The organism is Mucilaginibacter sp. UYNi724 (assembly GCF_054057495.1).
Map to the genome: position 1 here is coordinate 85,978 of NZ_JBSRZI010000011.1, position 17,764 is coordinate 103,741.

Here is a 17,764-nt window from a genome sequence, read left to right on the forward strand (position 1 = left end):
AAAAGTTGTAATACTATTTAAGCTAAAAGTTGTTTTTCCATTTTTACTAACATTTATAAACAACTTTTCCATTTTTATAATATTGATGGTAAGATGAGTATAAGAAACAACATTTATCTTAAAAACTTATTTGTTAATAATTACTTGCTTAATTATATGTTAGTTTCGTAGTAATATCGTCTTACAAATAGCTTAAAAGTAAACGTAAAAATTGTAATTTTCTCACTTATCAACGTTCTGCTTATTTTGTACATTTTTACTTACACAAAGTTAACACGTTTTATACCGCTTATTAACATAAGTGCTAATTTTACACAATACATATACTAAACATGACCAGAACTGTTGATTTCCTCGTGGTAGGATCGGGTATAGCCGGATTAAGTTTTGCACTAAAGGCTGCAAAGCATGGTAAGGTTCTGATAGTTACAAAAGCTAACGAAGACGAGAGTAACACAAAATATGCCCAGGGTGGCGTCGCGGTAGTTGTTGATAAAAAAGAAGATTCGTTTGAAAAGCATATAAATGACACCCTAATTGCCGGCGATGGTCTTTGCGACCCGGTAGTTGTAGAAGCCGTTGTTAAGGAAGGGCCCGATAGAATCCGCGAGATTATTGATTACGGTACCAACTTCGACAAGACGAACGAAGGTATTTATGACCTTGCCAAAGAAGGCGGACACAGCGAATTTAGGGTGCTGCATTATAAGGATATTACCGGTTTTGAGATAGAACGTTCGTTATTAGAAGAGATTCATCGCGAACCTAACATTGAGATACTAACGCATTACTTTGCGGTAGATCTGATAACCCAGCACCATTTGGGTGAGTTTGTAGATAAATCATCAGATAATATAAAGTGCTATGGCATCTATGCTTTTAATACCGAAAATAACCAGGTAGAAAAGATAGAATCTAAAATCACTGTAATGGCATCAGGCGGTGCCGGGCACATATATTCTGTTACGACCAATCCTGTTATTGCTACAGGTGATGGTGTGGCGATGGTTTATCGTGCAAAAGGCAAGGTGCGTAATATGGAGTTCATCCAGTTCCATCCAACGGCATTATTTAATCCTGGCGAGTACCCGTCATTCCTGATATCAGAGGCGGTACGTGGTATGGGCGGAATATTAAAAAGAACAAATGGCGAAGAATTTATGCAGGAATACGATCCGCGTAAATCATTGGCGCCAAGGGATATTGTAGCAAGGGCGATTGATGCGGAAATTAAGAAATCGGGGGAGGACTTTGTTTACCTGGATATCCGCCATAAAAAGAAGAAGGATATTATAGAGCACTTCCCTAATATCTACGCCAAGTGTTTAGAGATAGGGATTGATATGACCCGTGATATGATCCCGGTTGCCCCTGCCTGCCATTATATGTGTGGTGGAGTATTGGTGGATCATCAGGGGAGGTCGTCTATCAATAGGTTGTATGCCTGCGGTGAATGTTCTTCAACTGGGTTACATGGTGCTAATAGGTTGGCCTCTAATTCGTTGTTGGAGGCTTTGGTTTTTGCACATCGCATTTATAAAGATGCGATTGTTGATTTTGCCAATCTGGAAATACCGACAAACATACCAGACTGGAACGAGCATGGTGTACAATTATCAAACGAGGATATTTTAGTTACCCATAACATCCGCGAAATGCAGAAGTTAATGAACGATTATGTGGGGATTGTTCGTTCCGATTTCCGTTTAGAAAGGGCTATGCGCAGGCTGCGTTTGTTATACGAAGAAACCGAGGATTTCTACAAGAAGACCAAGCTATCCGTTAAGCTTTGCGAGTTGCGTAATCTGATACAAGTAAGTTACCTCGTTGTAAAATCAGCAAAGGCAAGGCACGAAAGCAGGGGATTGCATTATACAACGGATTACCCTGAACATCAGGAAGTTTTGGAAGATACAGTTTTTTAGATGAAAAAAAATACGACTAATTGGATATTATTTGGTGCTTTTGCTCTGTTATTGACGTTGTTTATTATTTGGCAAATAAGTGAACAAATTTTCATGATTAACGAAGTTTTTGCTTTAATAATTCTGGCTGTTAGTCCTATATTAAACCATTACATTTTTCCTAAATTCCAAATAGTATTATTATTTGTATTACTTATTCCACTTTTTGGGTTTTTACAATACTCATATTCGTTCGTGGAAGCTAATACAACATACACTTACCATTCAGGAAAATTTACTGGTATAAGCCCAGTAGTTTTTATTATTATGGTGATTTATATAATTGTAAATATTTCTGCAATTAAAAAGGCATTTCGACTTTTTCGACATGGATCAGATGCTGAACAAACCGAAAAATATGATAAGATGAGCCAGTTTTAATATAAGAAATTTAAAGAATGCCCAGATAATGAATTTATAGAAATAAAATCAAAATATACCGATTATCCTTCAGAAGCTCAAGAGGCAATCGATAAAATTAGTTGGGAACGTAATATAATTTGAGAGCGGAAAACGGGATTCGAACCCGCGGCCTTCAGTTTGGGAAACTGATGCTCTACCAACTGAGCTATTTCCGCTTGTATTCGGTATTCAAACATAGCAAAAGTAAATCAATCACTAAACCAATAATTCACCAAATCAATTAATAAATATGCCTGTCATCTTATCCGTAAAAGACAAATCACCCGTATGGGGAACAGATTGCTTTATTGCCGAGAACGCTACTATTGTTGGTGATGTAATAATAGGGAATAACTGTTCTGTTTGGTTTAATGCGGTTATCCGTGGTGATGTACATTATATTAAAATAGGGGATAATACCAACATCCAGGATGGCGCGGTGATACACGCCACTTACTTAAAGGCACCAACCAACATCGGTAATAACGTATCTATCGGCCATAACGCTATTGTACATGGCTGTACCCTGCATGATAATGTTTTAATAGGAATGGGCGCTATTGTTATGGATGATGTGGTAGTAGAGGAGTATGTGATCATAGGGGCAGGGTCTGTTGTATTAGAACGTACCATTTGCGAAAGTGGTTATCTGTACGCCGGCAGCCCGGCCAAAAAAATAAAGCCTCTTACCGACGAGCAAAAGGCTTTATTGAATAAGTTACCGCAAAACTATATCATGTATTCCGGCTGGTTTAAGGATTAATTTGCTCCTTCGGGATATCTATCGGTTCTTCTGCTTCCCAATTTGGCCTTAAGGTTATTTCTTTATCGTATAACCAAATATTTTCAGGCTGTGTTTTCAGTTTCACATTACCGCTATCCCAACGCCCATTTTTATTCGCATCGTACACCACCCTAATTTTATACTTTCCTGTTAAATAATTTTTATAAACTATTGATCCGCTTTTGGCAATAGGATCGCTATGTATCAGGTTCTTTTGGTCGTCAATCAATTCCACCACATAGCTTTTGCTGCTATCCGGGACATTAACTTTAAGTGTAAGCTGGCTATAATTTTCCGGCTTATCCGCCTCAAAATTAATACCTGTTCGTTTGTTTTTGTCCCCGTAAATATCCGTTACTGCAGCGTCGTTAAATACTATCTGATACTTGCCACCCGCACGCCACCGGTTTTTTACCAATAAAACACGTGGGTTAGCGGTGTCCCGCTGAACCGTGATGTTTGGAACATTTGCCGAATCGATAGTAAGCGCTATCAATCCGGGCTCTATGCTTTCTACAGGTAAGTTGGTGGTTATTCTAAGGTCTGTATTCGGCTTTAACTTGTTATCACGGTTAATACCATACTTAAAGGTAAGCGTGCGTGTAAAGGTTTCTTTTCGGCCTTTTAACTGGTACACGGTATCGATTGGCTTTTTGTCGTCATAAATAGCAACACGTAACGAATCAAAATCCATATTACGCATAAATACTAATGCTGTGTCTTTCGTTTTGCTGATGTCTACTATCTTTTTTGCATCTAAGTCTGCAGGGTAAATAATTTTTAATGAGGGGTTATTTAAACGCTTATTAAAAATAAGGGATAATACACCATCGTTAGTTAACTTCTTTTCCGAGATTCTAAATTTTTGGGGCACTTGCTGGAACAGGGATAAACGGATACCCGATGTATCTTTGTTCAAATTTACGGTACGGTTAGAAAAAGCTATCAGCTCTTTGTCGTTATCAAAGATCTTATTCGGGCTTGGTTCCTTTAAAGCGTATATCTTATATTCTCCATCGTGCAAATTATTTAAAGAGAAGTTTCCGGCCGAATCTGTCGTTGCAAAAATTGTGGGTTTCTTTTTGCCGAATAACAAAGAGTCCTGTTTAACCGGGAAGATCATTACCGTTGCATCTTTTTCTTTTTCCTGGGTAATGCTGTTCATTACAAAACCCGACATGCTCAACGAGTCGATATGCGGGCCGGTAGAAAACACGTATGTAAAATTATCCATCACGTTGCTTTCGTTCACATCTTGTATCGCTTTACCAAAGTTGATCACATAGGTTGTGTTTTTTTGAAGCGAGTCTTTAAAATCAATGATGAGGTCGCGCTTACTTGTTTTGTACTCTGGTTGTTTTTCCATTGCCGGGCTAATGGTAATTTCCTGATACGGGTTACTCAGTTTATAAAATTCGTCAAATTCTAAACGGATCTCTTTCGCCGTAAAATTTCGGGTCATGTTTTCAGGTGTTGACTTCAATAATTTTGGCGGGGTAAGATCGCGCGGGCCTCCCATTGGTTTTTGGATGCTTGCGCAACCAAAAATAAGCAAAGCAAGAAAAATGAAGGAGAAAATTTTACCGAGAATAGCCGATTTTGAATTTAACATTGTTTTTATGCCCTATAAACGATTTTTGCCTTTTTATGAACTGTGATATTATAAATCTAAAAGAATGCTTTCTGAACGATATTTTATAATTAACTGATTTGCAGTTTGTTATACGCTATCTTGACACATGTACCATTAATACAGACACATCTGAAGGCGATACGCCCGAAATGCGGGATGCCTGACCTAAAGTGCGTGGTTTTATCCTCGCCAATTTTTCGCGTGCTTCTTTAGAAAGAGAAACCAGTTGGCGGTAATCAAACTCGGGGTTAATTTCCCGATCTTCCATTTTTTTCATCCGGTCAACAATTTCCAATTCTTTTATAAAGTAACTCTCGTATTTGATTTTTATTTCAGCCTGCTCAATAGTTTCTTTATCATAGGCCGATAATTTATCTTGCAATGAGCTATCTACCCGTTTCAGTTCATCAAAACCTATTTGTGGTCGCGAGATTAAATTAAACAACTTAGCGCCCTGGCTAATAGGCGAGGTGCCTACTTCTTCCAATAAACCATTTACTTCCGCCGGGTTAATGCTTTTGCTCCTGGTAAAGGCAACTATCTCGTCCGAGTCCTTTATTTTTTTGTTGACTTTGGCTAAACGTTCGTCGCTTATCAAACCCAGTTCGTGACCCATAGGGCTTAACCTAATATCGGCATTATCCTGTCGTAATAATAATCGATGTTCTGCCCTTGAGGTGAACATACGGTAGGGCTCTTCCGTGCCTTTGGTTACCAAATCGTCGATAAGGACGCCGATATACGATTCGGATCTTTTTAGGATCAGTTCGTGTTTATCATTGAGTTTTTGATGGGCGTTAATGCCCGCTATAAAGCCTTGCGATGCAGCTTCTTCATATCCCGTGGTGCCGTTTATTTGTCCGGCGAAGAAAAGGTTGCTGATCTGTTTGGTTTCCAGCGTCAAACTTAGCTGGGTAGGTGGGAAGAAATCATATTCTATCGCGTATCCCGGGCGGAACATTTTTGCGGTTTCGAATCCGGGGATCTGCGTAAGCGCTTTGTATTGTACATCCTCCGGTAGTGAGGTTGAAAAGCCATTTACATAGATTTCGCATGTGTTCCAACCTTCCGGCTCAACAAATATCTGGTGACGGTCACGTTCTGCAAAGCGGTTTATCTTATCTTCTATAGATGGGCAATATCGTGGGCCTAAACCCTTGATGCGGCCGGTAAACATAGGTGATTTTTCGAATCCTTCTTTTAGGGTTTCATGTACTTTAGTATTGGTATAGGTTATCCAGCAGCAACGTTGATCTTTCGAAAGTTCAACATCCGTGTAAGAAAAGCGGCCACGCTCTTCATCGCCCCATTGCTCTTCCATTAAGGAATAGTTAAGGCTTCGTCCATCCACGCGGGGAGGGGTGCCGGTTTTCATTCGGCCCGCGTCGAAACCCATCGTCACCAGTTGTTCCGTTAATCCGGTTGCGGCCTTTTCGCCTGTACGGCCACCGCCAAATTTCTTTTCACCAATATGGATTACCCCATTTAAGAATGTGCCATTTGTTAGCACTACTGCATCCGCTTCGATTTCTACCCCCAACGACGTTTTTACTCCTGCAATGGTGTTGCCTTTAATCAGTAGTGAGGTTACAGTATCTTGCCAAAAGTCGACATTTGGTGTTTTTTCAAGTGCAATACGCCACTCCTCTGCAAAGCGTATGCGGTCGCTTTGCGCCCTTGGGCTCCACATAGCCGGCCCTTTAGAGCGGTTAAGCATACGGAATTGTAGAGACGTTTTATCCGTGATTACGCCCGAGTAGCCACCCAGTGAATCAATTTCACGAACTATTTGGCCCTTGGCGACACCGCCCATTGCCGGATTGCAACTCATTTGTGCTATAGTACCCATATTCATGGTAATAAGCAAAACGGACGAGCCTAAATTGGCGGCAGCCGCGGCAGCCTCACAGCCAGCATGGCCAGCACCAACAACTATTACATTATATTTCCTAAACATAAAACCTCCATGTTCCACGTGGAACATTATGTAATTTTTTAAACAGATGTTCCACGTGGAACATTAAAAAACGAGTATAGAGCAAACGCCGCCCAAATGCCCTCTAATACAACAAAGGGGTAAAAGTTTATCATATATGACGACAACCCACACATGCCGGCACCTATAAAGTTCATTCCCGTGTAAAAACGTGTTTGTGCCGAAATCTTTTTGAACATATTTAACAAAAAAGCTATCAGTAATATAATAACGCCAATAGAAGCAATGATATCGGATGTTTTCATCTCACTACACTTCTTTAAGTTCGCCTAATTCAATCCAGCGGGCGCTTTTTGCGTCCAATTGTTTATTTAAATAAGCTATTTTGTCTGTCAGTTTTGTTAATTCTTTTGGATCGATGTTGGTTGTGTTCAAAGCGTCGGAAGTTTCCTTTAGCTTGTCTTCAATATCCGAGATCTCTTTTTCCAACCCCTCATATTCCTTCTCTTCTTTAAAACTTAGTTTAGCTTTTTTAGGTGCTTCTGCTTGTTGTTGAGTGGGGGCGGATGATGGTTTCTTATTCAATTGCTTGGCTTCTTCAAGTTCAACACGGTACGACGTATAGTTGCCGTTATATATGAGCACATTGCCTTCGCCTTGCATAATAAATAGTTGGTCGGTAAGTTTATCAAGCAAATACCTATCGTGCGACACCATGATCAAAATGCCGGGGAAGTTAGTTAAAAATTCTTCCAGCACATTCAGAGTGTCGATATCCAGGTCATTGGTAGGTTCATCCAGTATCAAAAAATTAGGGTTTTTGATCAGGATGCTCATCAGATGCAAACGTTTCTTTTCACCCCCACTTAGTTTTGACACCATTCCATATTGTTTGGCCGGAGGGAACAGGAATAAAGTAAGCAAAGCCGAAGCAGAAATAAGCTTACCATCGGCCATGGTAATAAACTCAGCAACGTTCTTTACAATATCTATAACGCGTTCATCTTCTTTAAAGCTTAAGCCAGCCTGGTTAAAGTAACCGATAACGGTGGTCTCGCCTTTTACTAATTCCCCACTATCCGGCAATAATTCACCGGTGATCATATTTAAAAGGGTTGATTTACCGCTACCATTTTTACCGGCTAAGCCTATACGGTCGCCTTTTTTAAACGTGTAGCTAAAATCTTTAATATAAGTATTGCCATTAAAGCCCTTCCCAATATGGTGCATCTCCATTATCTTGTTTCCCTGGCGGGATACCTTAACACTTAGCTCCACATTTTCTTTAGCTCCGCGGTCTTTAGTCTTGGATTCCAGATCATAAAAAGCATCGATACGCGATTTTGATTTAGTGCCACGGGCCTTTGGCTGCCTGCGCATCCATTCTAGTTCTTTACGAAGCAAGTTTGAATTCTTTTGAAAGGTAGCCTCGTCAGACGCTTCTCGTTCGGCTTTTTTCTCCAGGTAATAACCGTAGTTACCTACGTAGGGGATAATTTTGCCGCGGTCTATTTCCAGGATTTCGTTACAAACGTTATCCAGGAAGTACCTATCATGCGTTACCATCAGGATGGTTTTGCTGCCTTCTGTCAAAAGTTTTTCCAGCCACTCAATCGTATCAATATCGAGGTGATTGGTAGGCTCATCTAAAACGTAGATCTCAGGGTCTTCAATTAACAGTTTAGCTAAAGCTAAACGTTTCTTCTGCCCGCCTGATAGCGTATTAATGTGTTGGTTAAGGTGATGTATGTCAAGTCTTCCTAAAATAGTCTTGATCTTATACTCATATTCCCAGGCATCAATCTCGCTCATCTCCTCCATTACTTTATCCATCTCCTTCATGTTATCGGGGTCGTTCTCCAACAACTCCTCGTAACGGCGGATCAGCTGCTGCTGGATATTATCCGAATGGAAGATATAATCGCTGATGGTAACCGCATTTTTAAAGAATGGATCTTGCTCCAGGTAGCCAACGTTAAGGTCACGTGCTTGCGCAACTTTACCTTCGGTAGGCTTTAACGAACCGGAAAGGATTTTCAATAAGGTTGACTTTCCTGCACCATTAACACCAACAAGCGCAACTCTGCGTCCGCGGTTAATGCCAATTGTAAGGTTTTTAAACAACCAGTTGTCATTAAAGGAGTGGCCTAAATTTTCGGCCGAGATATAAGTGCTCACTAAATAGTATGTATTTTATCTGATGTATATATAAAAGTGCCTACGGCACTCTCTAATGATTTTTTGTACATGGCATGGGCAACCGTTGTGCCTTTAACGCTCCTGTATTTTTTAAGCCCGCCAATTAAGATTGGGTCAATAACCTTAAATAGGGCAAACAATATTTTTTCTGGAAATCGCGATTTTTCACGTTTGCCAATTAGCATTGATGGCTGATAGATGTAAAGAGATTTCATATTAACCTTCTTTAGGTCATCTTCTAATTCGCCTTTAAGCTTAACGTAGGGCATAGCAGACGTAGCATCCGCACCAATGGCTGTCACCACATGAAACTGATTGACGCCGTTTTGGTTTGCAAGCTTTGCCAGCAGCAATGGGTAATCGTGGTCTATTTTACGGTACCTATCCTTATCCGGCGTTTCGGCCTTTGTTGTGCCCAGGCAACTGAATACCGCATGGCCGGTAATGGCTCCGGCATGTTTATCCAAGTTATCAAAATTGATTACCAGTTGCACCAGCTTTTTATGTTGGATAGGCAGTTCATGTCTAACAAGCACCAAAACCTCTGTGTACTCGGCCGCTTCCAGTAATATATTTAATAAATTACTGCCAATAAGGCCGCTTGCGCCCGCTATAATTGCTTTGTATGCCATTATGGTGGTTTTAACGCGCAAATTTACGCATAATTAAATTGTGGAATAGATATTGAGTGTTTAAACACGTATTTAATTACATAGGACGTATTTTACTTCTTATAAATCATAAAAATGAAAACAACATTTCACGCCGCGGGCGACCGGGGTTATAACGATATAGGGTGGTTGAAAGCTAATTTTTCGTTCAGCTTTGGCCCATACCAGGACAAAAAAAAGACGAATTTTGGTGTTTTAAGGGTGTTAAATGACGACTTTATTGCACGTGGAAATGGCTTTGGCCGACACCCTCACGATAATATGGAGATTACTACCATTGTATTGGAAGGGGCTTTAGAACATCAGGACAGCATGGGCAATAAAGGCACCATCAAAGCTGGCGATGTGCAGGTAATGTCGGCAGGTACGGGCGTTTTTCACTCCGAGTACAACCCGTCAGAAACCGAAGATACGTTATCATTACAGATCTGGATCTTCCCCAAAGTACGAAACATCGAACCAAGATACGACCAAAAGAATTTTGGCGATAAGTTTATACAAAACCAGCTAACAACGTTAATATCACCTGTTAAAGGTGATGACACATTAGGGTTAAACCAGGATACCACATTCTCCCAGGGTAATTTTGATGCGGGGCAACAGTTAAATTATATCATCAAAACACCCGGAAACGGCGCTTATGTGTTCTTGTTAGAAGGTTCTGTAAACATTGCGGGCAAGGCCCTAAACAAAAGGGATGCAATTGGCGTTTACGATACAGAAGAATTTACAATAGAAACCAATAGCGAAAGCAAAGTATTTATTATAGAAGTACCGATGAGCTGATAAACATCAGAATAAAATTTCGGTAGCCTAAAACATTTGACCAATACTTTGTTTATAACGGGCAAGTAATTAATAACTTATGGCAGAACAGGCAATTACCGGGTACAAAAAATGGCTGGAAGGCGTTGGGGAACAGGGCGTGTTCTTTAAAAGCTTTTTCCGCAATATTTTTAGGGGCGGTTTTGAATGGTCGGAATTTGTGCGCCAATGCTATGAAATAGGTTATCGCTCTATGATGCTGGTTGGTATCACCTCTTTTATTATGGGGCTGGTACTCATATTACAACTCAGGCCGTCTATGTTAGAAATGGGCGCCGAAAGCATGCTTCCAAAAACCCTCGCGGTATCGTTTATCCGCGAGATAGGGCCGGTTATTATCGCCATTATATGCGCAGGCAAAGTAGCATCCGGAATAGGTGCCGAGCTGGGTAGCATGAAGGTTACCGAGCAGATTGACGCCATGGAGGTTTCGGGTGCAAACCCGTTACAATACCTGGTTGTTACCCGCATATTAGCGACCACATTGATGGTTCCTTTACTGACAGTTATTGGTGATGCAATAGGCCTTTTTGGTGGATTTTTAGCCCTTAATTTTACCGACGATATCAGCTTTACGCTGTACTTCCATAAATGTATTTCTTCCCTTGAATTTATAGATTTTTTACCCGCCGTCGTTAAAACAATGTTCTTTGGTTTTGCTATTGGTTTTGTGGGATGCTACAAAGGATATAACTCTAACAAAGGTACCGAGAGCGTAGGTATTGCGGCAAATTCAGCCGTAGTGACTGCTTCTTTATGGATCTTTGTAATAGATGCCGTTGCGGTGCAGATAACCAGCTTATTATTTTACAGGTAACCATGGGAGAAATAAAACAAAGTAAGACCGACATGGATAAAACTACTGGCGAAGTGGTGGTAGATATCGATCACATCTCAAAATCTTTCGGAACAAAAGATGTGCTTACAGATATTACCCTACAGCTAAAACGCGGTGAAAATATTGTTGTGCTTGGCAAGTCGGGCCAAGGAAAGTCAGTTACTATACAATGCATTGTTGGGTTGCTTACGCCGGATACCGGCAAGGTGACCGTTTTTGGAGCGGATGTTGCTGAAATGAACGAAGAGCGGCTAAAGGAACTTCGTACCAAGGTAGGTTTCCTGTTCCAGAGCGGGGCATTATATGATTCTATGACCGTGCGCGATAATTTGGAATTTCCGCTTACGCGGATCCTGAAAATTACCGACCAAGCAGAATTAGATAAACGTGTCGAAGAAGCTTTGGATGGCGTGGGCCTTTCGGACGCGATAGATAAGCTACCTTCAGATTTGTCCGGAGGGATGCGTAAACGTGCGGGATTAGCGAGAACGATGATCGTACGGCCTGAAATTATGCTTTACGACGAACCGACTACCGGATTAGATCCTATTACTTCCCGTGAGATAAGCGAGTTGATCCTTAACATGCAAAAAAAGTATAAAACATCATCCATCATTATAACCCATGACATGGAGTGCGCAAAAATTACTGCCGACCGTGTTGTAATTATGAATGAGGGTACATATATAGCCGAGGGCTCGTTTGATGAGCTAAAAAACTCAAAAGACGAATTGGTAAAGTCATTTTTTAACGAAACAACATGAAAACCACATCATCACAAAAAGTAAGAATTGGTGCTTTTACCATAGTAGGGCTGGCCGTATTGTTCCTGGCCGTTTTTTACATCGGGAACCAAAAAAGCTTATTTAGTTCCACCTTTAAAGTTTATGGTACGTTTAAGAACGTTAGCGGGCTTACCGTTGGTAACAACGTGCGTTTTGCAGGTATAAACGTGGGTGTGGTTGAGGCCATAAACATCGTGACAGATAGTTCGGTAAGGGTTGACCTTACGCTGAATAACTCCGTAAGAAAATTCATTAAAACCGACTCGAAGATGAGCATCGGCAGCGATGGTTTGATGGGCGATAAGCTGGTTGTTATCGCTCCCGGCGGGATTACCAGCCAGACAGAAATAAGCGAGGGTAAGGAACTAAATTCCGTTAATCCTGTAGATGTAGACAAGATAATTAACAAGCTTACCAAAGTAGCAGACAATGCTGAAAGCCTTACCAGCGACCTGTCGCAAATTGTAGCCAAAGTGAATAGCGGTAAAGGGAGTATCGGCCGGCTGTTAAATAATGATAAGATAGCAAGAGACCTGGAAGGCACGGTAAATCAGGCTAAAACCACTATGAAAGGCGTACACGCCACCACGGCTACGTTAAATGAGGATTTAAAAGCTGCGCAAAGCAACTTTTTATTAAAAGGCTTCTTTAATAAGAAAAAGAAAGCCGCAAAAGCCAAACAAGATTCAATTAAAAAAGTACAGGAAGAAGCTATTAAAGCCAAAGAAAAAGCAGCTAAAGACGCAGCCAAAAAGAAGGACGATAATTAAGAATGACGGATAAGGAAGTAAAAAGGGGAAGTTAATTAAGCTTCCCCTTTTTGTTATAATGCTTTTGTTATCTCGTCAGATAACGGTTTTGTTGTAGAGCGGTAGCGGTGTATTAGTTTGCCGTTCTCGTCTATAAGGAATTTCTCAAAATTCCATTTAATCTCGCCGGTAAAATCAGGGTTAGCTTCTTTGGTTAAGTAAGCAAATATTGGAGCGATATCATCACCCTTAACACTCACTTTTGAACTTAATGGGAACGTAACACCAAAGTTTTTCTGGCAAAACTCTTTAACATCCGCATTGGTACCAGGCTCCTGTCCGCCAAAGTTGTTTGCAGGGAAACCAACAACAACAACCTTGTCTTTGTACTGGTCTGCAAGTTTTTGCAGCTCGGCATATTGTGGGGTAAAGCCACATTTTGATGCGGTGTTAACAATAAGCAATTTTTTCCCTTTATACTTAGATAAAGAAAAATCATTACCATCGATAGTTTTTAGTTTAAAACTATAAAGCGGTGCGGGCGCAGACGTGATGAACATCATAGCACAAATTAATGTCAGTAATTTCATGTTTTATTTGTTGAAGATGAATAATTTACGAGGGATATTGATTTATGGATGTAAAATTAGGCATTAAAAACCTCTTTTATCCAAATAGAAATCCTCTTTCTGCGTCATTTTTTTCTTAGCGGCAGGGGTTTTATCAGGGTACCCTAATAAGTGTAAGGTTCCGTGTATGATAACACGATGCAATTCCTGTTCGGCGGTAACGCCAAACTTGGCGGCATTCTCTTTAATGCGCTCTATAGAAATAAAAATATCTCCTACTATTACCCCATCATCTTCCGAATTATCAAAGGTGATAATATCTGTATAGGTGTCATGATCGAGGTATTCTTGATTAATCTTAAGCAGGTAGTTGTCAGAACAAAAAATATAGGTAAGCTCGCTCAGCTTGTGTCCTTCTGCAACAATGGTGTCGGTGATCCATTTACGAACCGCAGTTTTATTTTTTAATTTATATTTGATGTCTTCCTCATGGAAAGTAATTGCGGGCATTATATCTTAAAGTGTAGTTCAACCTCGTTACCACTTGCGTTAAATATACACTGGTCGGCAAGGTGTTTTAGTATAAATACGCCACGGCCGGTTAGCTCTTCCAAGCGATCTGCAGCTGTTGGGTCGGCAAGGTTATTATAGTCGAAACCTGCACCCTCATCGGTAACTGTCCAGATGATGCGTTTGCCATCAACCTCAACATTCACAAAAACAGTTTTATTTGGGTCTAATTTATTGCCGTGTATAATAGCGTTAATAACCGCCTCATTGAGGCAGGTCATCATGTTGGCGAATACGTCCTCTGCTACGTTATATTTATCCGCCACTTCTTCAATCAAAGTCTCCAGCGGTGTAATGCTTTCGTATTTCGAAGGAAGTTGTAAGGTATAAAGTTCCGTGTGAACATTTGCCTGTGCCATATCATTTTCCATTAAGTTGATCAAAGTATTTTTTAATTTTTTGCCTGTAATACAAGTTGAGCGCCGCAGGTACGGTTTTTATTTGTTCCGTTTGCTTTGTTTTAACTTGTTCATAGTCCTGCAAAGCTTTAATATACCCCGGCGGCATATTACTTGCCGCCCGGCTCTCTCTTTTTTGGTCCTGCTCTCTCTCTTGCTCCGCTTTCTCGGCCTCAAGCAAACGCGTTTTTATTTGCTCTTGCCTTTTTAACGCTTCATTTGTAATTTTCTTGTTTACGAGATCGTTCTCAGTTTGTTCCATTTCTTTTGAAATTTTATCCAAATTTCCCAAACCGTTGGTCCCGTCTTTATTGTTTTCCTTATTTATCTGCTGCAGTGTTTGCCTTATCATTTGCTGCTCGCGCGCCATTTTGGCAAACTGCTCGCTCATGCCTTGCTGCCCTTGCTGGCCGCTTTTGCCCTGCTGAGGATTACCTGCCTTTTGCATTTGCTCGCGCGCCTTCTGCATATTTTGGTTGAGCTGCTGTTGCATCTTGCTCAATTGCGATATCGACGGTTGTTTGCCTTTGCCCTTACCGCTTTTGCTTTGCTGTTTTTGCAATTGGTTAAGCGCTTCACTCAACATCAGTGCCAAATTGTTCATACTGGTCATTGCAAACTGCTGGTTACGCATGGCCTCGGGCGTTTTTCGTTCGCCTAAATTATCTAAAGATTGGTCTATTTGCTCATTAATGCCGGCAATTTCTTTATTAACAGTCGACTGGATCTGTGGAATGCGGCGGCTAAGCGAGTACAAACTATCCTCGGCCGTTTTTAAATTATCTTTAACATCTTTTTGTTTTTGAGCCAATGCAATGTAAGCCGGATCGGTTGGGCTGGTGTTGCGTAATTGCTGCATTATTTTTTCTTGGGCGAAGGAACTGTTCACCAGCGATTTTAATAACTCGCGCAGTTGGCGTGCATCCACAGCATTTTCGCTATCCTGCCCTTCGCTTTCATCATTTTGTAATTTGTCGGCCAGTTGCTTCATTTGTTTGGCAGCTTGCTGTTGGGATTTTGACGCTTGCGGGCGACTGTTCTTTTTCAACGCGTCCAAACTTTTACTCATCTGTTCATCTATCGCTTGCTTTTCGGCCTCAGGGTTTTTAAAGTCCTGCTTACCACCGTTCTTTTCGTTCTCTTTTTGAAGGTCGTCCAGTTGTTTCTTGACGTTATCAAACTGGTTGTTCAGTTTATCTTGCTGTTGCAGGTCTTTGTCGTTATTGCCCGCCTTCCGTGTTTGGTCAGATAGTTTTTGCTGATCTTGCGCCAGTTGGTTTAGCTGGTTGATATTTTGATTAAGCCTCTGCTCAAAATCAAGTTTTTTGTATAATTCCAGTATGCGGTCAAGTTCTTTTTTTAGTGATTTATTGTCCATCTGCATTTTAGACAACTCGTCGCGTGTGCTATCTTTTTGGCTCTCCTGTAACATTTGTTGCAATCGTTGCAGCATTTCTTTGGTCTTATCATCCAGCACATTATTAAACAGGTTTTCTATCTGCTTTTGCATGTCCATCAGCTCCTGGGTTTGCTGTTGGTTTTCTTGTCGATTGTAAAGGTTCTTTTTGTTTTCGGCCTGGATATCTTTAACCAACTCATCCAGATCCTTGCGTTTTTGCAAAAGCTCTTCTACCTGCTTTTTCTCATCGAATGAAAGGGCGTTCTTATCCAATAGCGCTTGATTCAGCTTTTGTGCGCTTTTCTCAATCTGCGCGGCCAATTTCACTGCCGACTGCATTTTTTCTTTTACTGCATTAGATCCTTTGTTCAACTCTTCAGTTAGTTGAGCGGCATCAGGAACGTTCAAGGTTTTCACTGGCGTGCGTGCTTTTTTAGGGCCGGCAACACCGTCATTATCGGCAACTTCAAAATAATAGGTAACCTGGTCGCCGGGACGGATGCCCAGTTCCTTTAAGTCCCAGAAATAAAAGAAATTGGATTGGGTAGCTGACAAATCTGCCTTAACCGGTTTGTTTACAGCTTTTTCTGACCCTTTTTCACCAACTTTATAATGGAATATTAATGACGAAAAGCCATGGTCGTCCTGGATGCGGCCGTTAAAATAAAATGCCTTCATACTTACCGAATCCGGTCTTTCCTGCACTTCTATTGCGGGTGCTTCATCCGCAATTACATTGATACGGTAACTTGCAGAGTCGCTACGCCGAACGTTATTATTTAACGGACTAACGTTATAGGCTGTGTTTTTTAAGATGCGCTCTCGGTGTTCAAATAGGTTGCTATTTGTTGGTGGGATGGGAGTATTAGTGCCATCTATTTTAAACAAAAGCGAGGAAGCATTTTGCGTATGAAATTTCCAGTTTACCACAGTCCCGGCGGGGAGGGTAAGGTCGCCGGCATTGGCAATGATTTCATTCTTTTTGTGGAGGTAAGTAGGGTACGTTAAATCGGCGTCAAAGTGTAGTAATACCGGTTTTAGGTTAACCTTTATCTCGTATGGTGCCGAGCTAAATCCATTACCAACTAATTTAAACGAAGTGTTTTGCTGCAGGTTGGTAAACAGGTATTGGAAGCGGCTGATGTTCTCTTTATCAAGTTTAAACGTATTGTTTGCTGTTTTTATATAAATCTCATTAGGTAGTTTATCGCCGGTAAGTTTAAGGTCGAGTTTGTAATCTTCGCCCTGTAATGCAGATAAATTCTTATTCAAAAGCACAAATTGGAACGGGGCAACAGGTGCAAAATATTCGTTATGACGAATAAGCCTTTTGGTACTCTCTGTTAAAATAGATGGCGCTGCAAAAGCGATAATACAAATTACAGCCGCAGGAGGCATAACCCACTTAAGGTATTTACTATTCTCGCGAATGTTTACCGCTGATGGAAAGCTTACGGGCTTTAATGTTTCTATTTTTTGGTTGATGCTGGCCTCCAAAAGATCGCGGTTTTCAGCATTTTCAGCGGATTGCTTTTTTAGCTGAAGGGTATTCAGCAACTTGTCATGCACATCATTAAAATGTTGCCCTATTATTTCGGCGGCTTGGTCGTGCGTTAAGGTTTTGCCCAATTTAAGGCGCGCTAAAAGCGGCGGTAACACCAGCCAGATAACTAAGCCAATATTCAGCAGGATAAAAAAATAGAACAGGATGGTACGTAGTGTAGTGTTAAAATTCCCGAAGTATTCCAGCAACGTTATAACCACATAGGCCGAAAATATACCCGCGCCCAAAAATATCAATCCGCGCAGCAGGTTGTTATAATGGTACTTACGGATAAAGGTGTTGATCTTTTCGATCAACAAATCATAGTTTTCGGCCGAGGTCATAGTTTGGATAAGCTGCCAGCATAAGCAATAAAACGAAAATAACGTATTAATTGATACGCAGGGCATATTTTATATAATGCCTGTGTTTTTATATCCAATGCAATTAATGCCATGTTACGGTAATTTAGTTATTATAAAGCCGGCGGGAAACAATT

Annotated in this window: 16 protein-coding genes and 1 tRNA gene; 7 read left to right on the forward strand and 10 right to left on the reverse strand. The window is 40.8% G+C overall.

The genetic code is table 11. The annotated features are described in order from the left end of the window. The first annotated feature begins 332 nt into the window (after positions 1-332). Complete coding sequence (gene nadB, locus ACVW0P_RS16005) at positions 333-1,925, forward strand: L-aspartate oxidase (protein WP_457132984.1); 1,593 nt, start codon at positions 333-335, stop codon at positions 1,923-1,925. Beyond that, positions 1,926-2,345 carry a hypothetical protein gene (locus tag ACVW0P_RS16010; RefSeq protein WP_457132985.1) on the forward strand — a complete coding sequence of 140 codons (420 nt, stop codon included), beginning with the start codon at positions 1,926-1,928 and terminating at the stop codon, positions 2,343-2,345. 124 nt (positions 2,346-2,469) lie between these two features. Here the strand turns inward: ACVW0P_RS16010 and ACVW0P_RS16015 are convergent. Beyond that, a tRNA-Gly gene (locus tag ACVW0P_RS16015) sits at positions 2,470-2,542 on the reverse strand. A gap of 74 nt (positions 2,543-2,616) precedes the next feature. On the opposite strand from ACVW0P_RS16015, the gene ACVW0P_RS16020 reads away from it, so the two are divergent. Continuing rightward, on the forward strand, positions 2,617-3,129 hold the full coding sequence (locus ACVW0P_RS16020; protein ID WP_354427026.1) for a gamma carbonic anhydrase family protein: 513 nt from the start codon (positions 2,617-2,619) through the stop codon (positions 3,127-3,129). Here the strand turns inward: ACVW0P_RS16020 and ACVW0P_RS16025 are convergent. The 5 genes from ACVW0P_RS16025 to ACVW0P_RS16045 form a co-directional block, all read right to left on the reverse strand. Then, positions 3,119-4,762 (reverse strand): Ig-like domain-containing protein, encoded by a 1,644-nt coding sequence (locus ACVW0P_RS16025; RefSeq protein ID WP_457132986.1) that lies wholly within the window; start codon positions 4,760-4,762, stop codon positions 3,119-3,121. The two genes, ACVW0P_RS16020 and ACVW0P_RS16025, sit on opposite strands and share 11 nt — an antisense overlap. A 115-nt stretch (positions 4,763-4,877) precedes the next feature. Continuing rightward, a complete protein-coding gene (gene mnmG / locus ACVW0P_RS16030; protein ID WP_457133050.1) occupies positions 4,878-6,740 on the reverse strand; it encodes a tRNA uridine-5-carboxymethylaminomethyl(34) synthesis enzyme MnmG in 1,863 nt (620 codons plus the stop codon). Between the two features lie 38 nt (positions 6,741-6,778). After that, positions 6,779-7,024 (reverse strand): CBU_0592 family membrane protein, encoded by a 246-nt coding sequence (locus tag ACVW0P_RS16035; protein WP_457132987.1) that lies wholly within the window; start codon positions 7,022-7,024, stop codon positions 6,779-6,781. 4 nt (positions 7,025-7,028) lie between these two features. Further along, complete coding sequence (locus ACVW0P_RS16040; protein WP_457132988.1) at positions 7,029-8,897, reverse strand: ABC-F family ATP-binding cassette domain-containing protein; 1,869 nt, start codon at positions 8,895-8,897, stop codon at positions 7,029-7,031. Beyond that, positions 8,897-9,550 (reverse strand): NAD(P)H-binding protein, encoded by a 654-nt coding sequence (locus ACVW0P_RS16045; RefSeq protein WP_457132989.1) that lies wholly within the window; start codon positions 9,548-9,550, stop codon positions 8,897-8,899. Before ACVW0P_RS16045 ends, ACVW0P_RS16040 begins: the two co-directional genes overlap by 1 nt. A gap of 114 nt (positions 9,551-9,664) precedes the next feature. Here ACVW0P_RS16045 and ACVW0P_RS16050 point away from each other — a divergent pair, with 114 nt between their 5' ends. The 4 genes from ACVW0P_RS16050 (at position 9,665) to ACVW0P_RS16065 (ending at position 12,807) form a co-directional block, all read left to right on the forward strand. After that, positions 9,665-10,375 carry a pirin family protein gene (locus ACVW0P_RS16050; RefSeq protein ID WP_457132990.1) on the forward strand — a complete coding sequence of 237 codons (711 nt, stop codon included), beginning with the start codon at positions 9,665-9,667 and terminating at the stop codon, positions 10,373-10,375. A 79-nt stretch (positions 10,376-10,454) separates the two neighbouring features. Beyond that, positions 10,455-11,231, forward strand: coding sequence for an MlaE family ABC transporter permease (locus ACVW0P_RS16055; protein WP_354427020.1), 777 nt, complete (start codon positions 10,455-10,457; stop codon positions 11,229-11,231). A gap of 2 nt (positions 11,232-11,233) precedes the next feature. Further along, a complete protein-coding gene (locus ACVW0P_RS16060) occupies positions 11,234-12,016 on the forward strand; it encodes an ABC transporter ATP-binding protein (RefSeq protein WP_457132991.1) in 783 nt (260 codons plus the stop codon). Then, positions 12,013-12,807: an MlaD family protein gene (locus ACVW0P_RS16065; RefSeq protein WP_354427018.1), complete on the forward strand. Its 795-nt coding sequence runs from the start codon at positions 12,013-12,015 to the stop codon at positions 12,805-12,807. Before ACVW0P_RS16060 ends, ACVW0P_RS16065 begins: the two co-directional genes overlap by 4 nt. Before the next feature lie 53 nt (positions 12,808-12,860). Here the strand turns inward: ACVW0P_RS16065 and ACVW0P_RS16070 are convergent, their stop codons facing one another. From ACVW0P_RS16070 to ACVW0P_RS16085, 4 genes are all read right to left on the reverse strand, one after another. After that, on the reverse strand, positions 12,861-13,376 hold the full coding sequence (locus tag ACVW0P_RS16070; RefSeq protein WP_457132992.1) for a glutathione peroxidase: 516 nt from the start codon (positions 13,374-13,376) through the stop codon (positions 12,861-12,863). A gap of 63 nt (positions 13,377-13,439) precedes the next feature. Then, positions 13,440-13,865, reverse strand: a complete 426-nt coding sequence (gene ybeY, locus ACVW0P_RS16075; protein ID WP_457132993.1) for an rRNA maturation RNase YbeY — start codon at positions 13,863-13,865, stop codon at positions 13,440-13,442. Further along, positions 13,865-14,296 (reverse strand): ATP-binding protein, encoded by a 432-nt coding sequence (locus tag ACVW0P_RS16080; RefSeq protein ID WP_457132994.1) that lies wholly within the window; start codon positions 14,294-14,296, stop codon positions 13,865-13,867. The genes ybeY and ACVW0P_RS16080 overlap by 1 nt, the downstream gene beginning before the upstream one ends. After that, positions 14,286-17,609 (reverse strand): DUF4175 family protein, encoded by a 3,324-nt coding sequence (locus ACVW0P_RS16085; RefSeq protein ID WP_457132995.1) that lies wholly within the window; start codon positions 17,607-17,609, stop codon positions 14,286-14,288. The genes ACVW0P_RS16080 and ACVW0P_RS16085 overlap by 11 nt, the downstream gene beginning before the upstream one ends. Between the last annotated feature and the right edge of the window lie 155 nt (positions 17,610-17,764).

What these genes read in the sequence shown, in the direction of transcription:
- nadB (WP_457132984.1), top strand. Translation starts at nt 333, where the DNA reads ATGACCAGAACTGTTGATTTCCTCGTGGTAGGATCGGGTATAGCCGGA.
- ACVW0P_RS16010 (WP_457132985.1), top strand. Translation starts at nt 1,926, where the DNA reads ATGAAAAAAAATACGACTAATTGGATATTATTTGGTGCTTTTGCTCTG.
- ACVW0P_RS16020 (WP_354427026.1), top strand. Translation starts at nt 2,617, where the DNA reads ATGCCTGTCATCTTATCCGTAAAAGACAAATCACCCGTATGGGGAACA.
- ACVW0P_RS16025 (WP_457132986.1), bottom strand. Translation starts at nt 4,762, where the DNA reads ATGTTAAATTCAAAATCGGCTATTCTCGGTAAAATTTTCTCCTTCATT.
- mnmG (WP_457133050.1), bottom strand. Translation starts at nt 6,740, where the DNA reads ATGTTTAGGAAATATAATGTAATAGTTGTTGGTGCTGGCCATGCTGGC.
- ACVW0P_RS16035 (WP_457132987.1), bottom strand. Translation starts at nt 7,024, where the DNA reads ATGAAAACATCCGATATCATTGCTTCTATTGGCGTTATTATATTACTG.
- ACVW0P_RS16045 (WP_457132989.1), bottom strand. Translation starts at nt 9,550, where the DNA reads ATGGCATACAAAGCAATTATAGCGGGCGCAAGCGGCCTTATTGGCAGT.
- ACVW0P_RS16050 (WP_457132990.1), top strand. Translation starts at nt 9,665, where the DNA reads ATGAAAACAACATTTCACGCCGCGGGCGACCGGGGTTATAACGATATA.
- ACVW0P_RS16055 (WP_354427020.1), top strand. Translation starts at nt 10,455, where the DNA reads ATGGCAGAACAGGCAATTACCGGGTACAAAAAATGGCTGGAAGGCGTT.
- ACVW0P_RS16060 (WP_457132991.1), top strand. Translation starts at nt 11,234, where the DNA reads ATGGGAGAAATAAAACAAAGTAAGACCGACATGGATAAAACTACTGGC.
- ACVW0P_RS16065 (WP_354427018.1), top strand. Translation starts at nt 12,013, where the DNA reads ATGAAAACCACATCATCACAAAAAGTAAGAATTGGTGCTTTTACCATA.
- ACVW0P_RS16070 (WP_457132992.1), bottom strand. Translation starts at nt 13,376, where the DNA reads ATGAAATTACTGACATTAATTTGTGCTATGATGTTCATCACGTCTGCG.
- ybeY (WP_457132993.1), bottom strand. Translation starts at nt 13,865, where the DNA reads ATGCCCGCAATTACTTTCCATGAGGAAGACATCAAATATAAATTAAAA.
- ACVW0P_RS16080 (WP_457132994.1), bottom strand. Translation starts at nt 14,296, where the DNA reads ATGGAAAATGATATGGCACAGGCAAATGTTCACACGGAACTTTATACC.
- ACVW0P_RS16085 (WP_457132995.1), bottom strand. Translation starts at nt 17,609, where the DNA reads ATGACCTCGGCCGAAAACTATGATTTGTTGATCGAAAAGATCAACACC.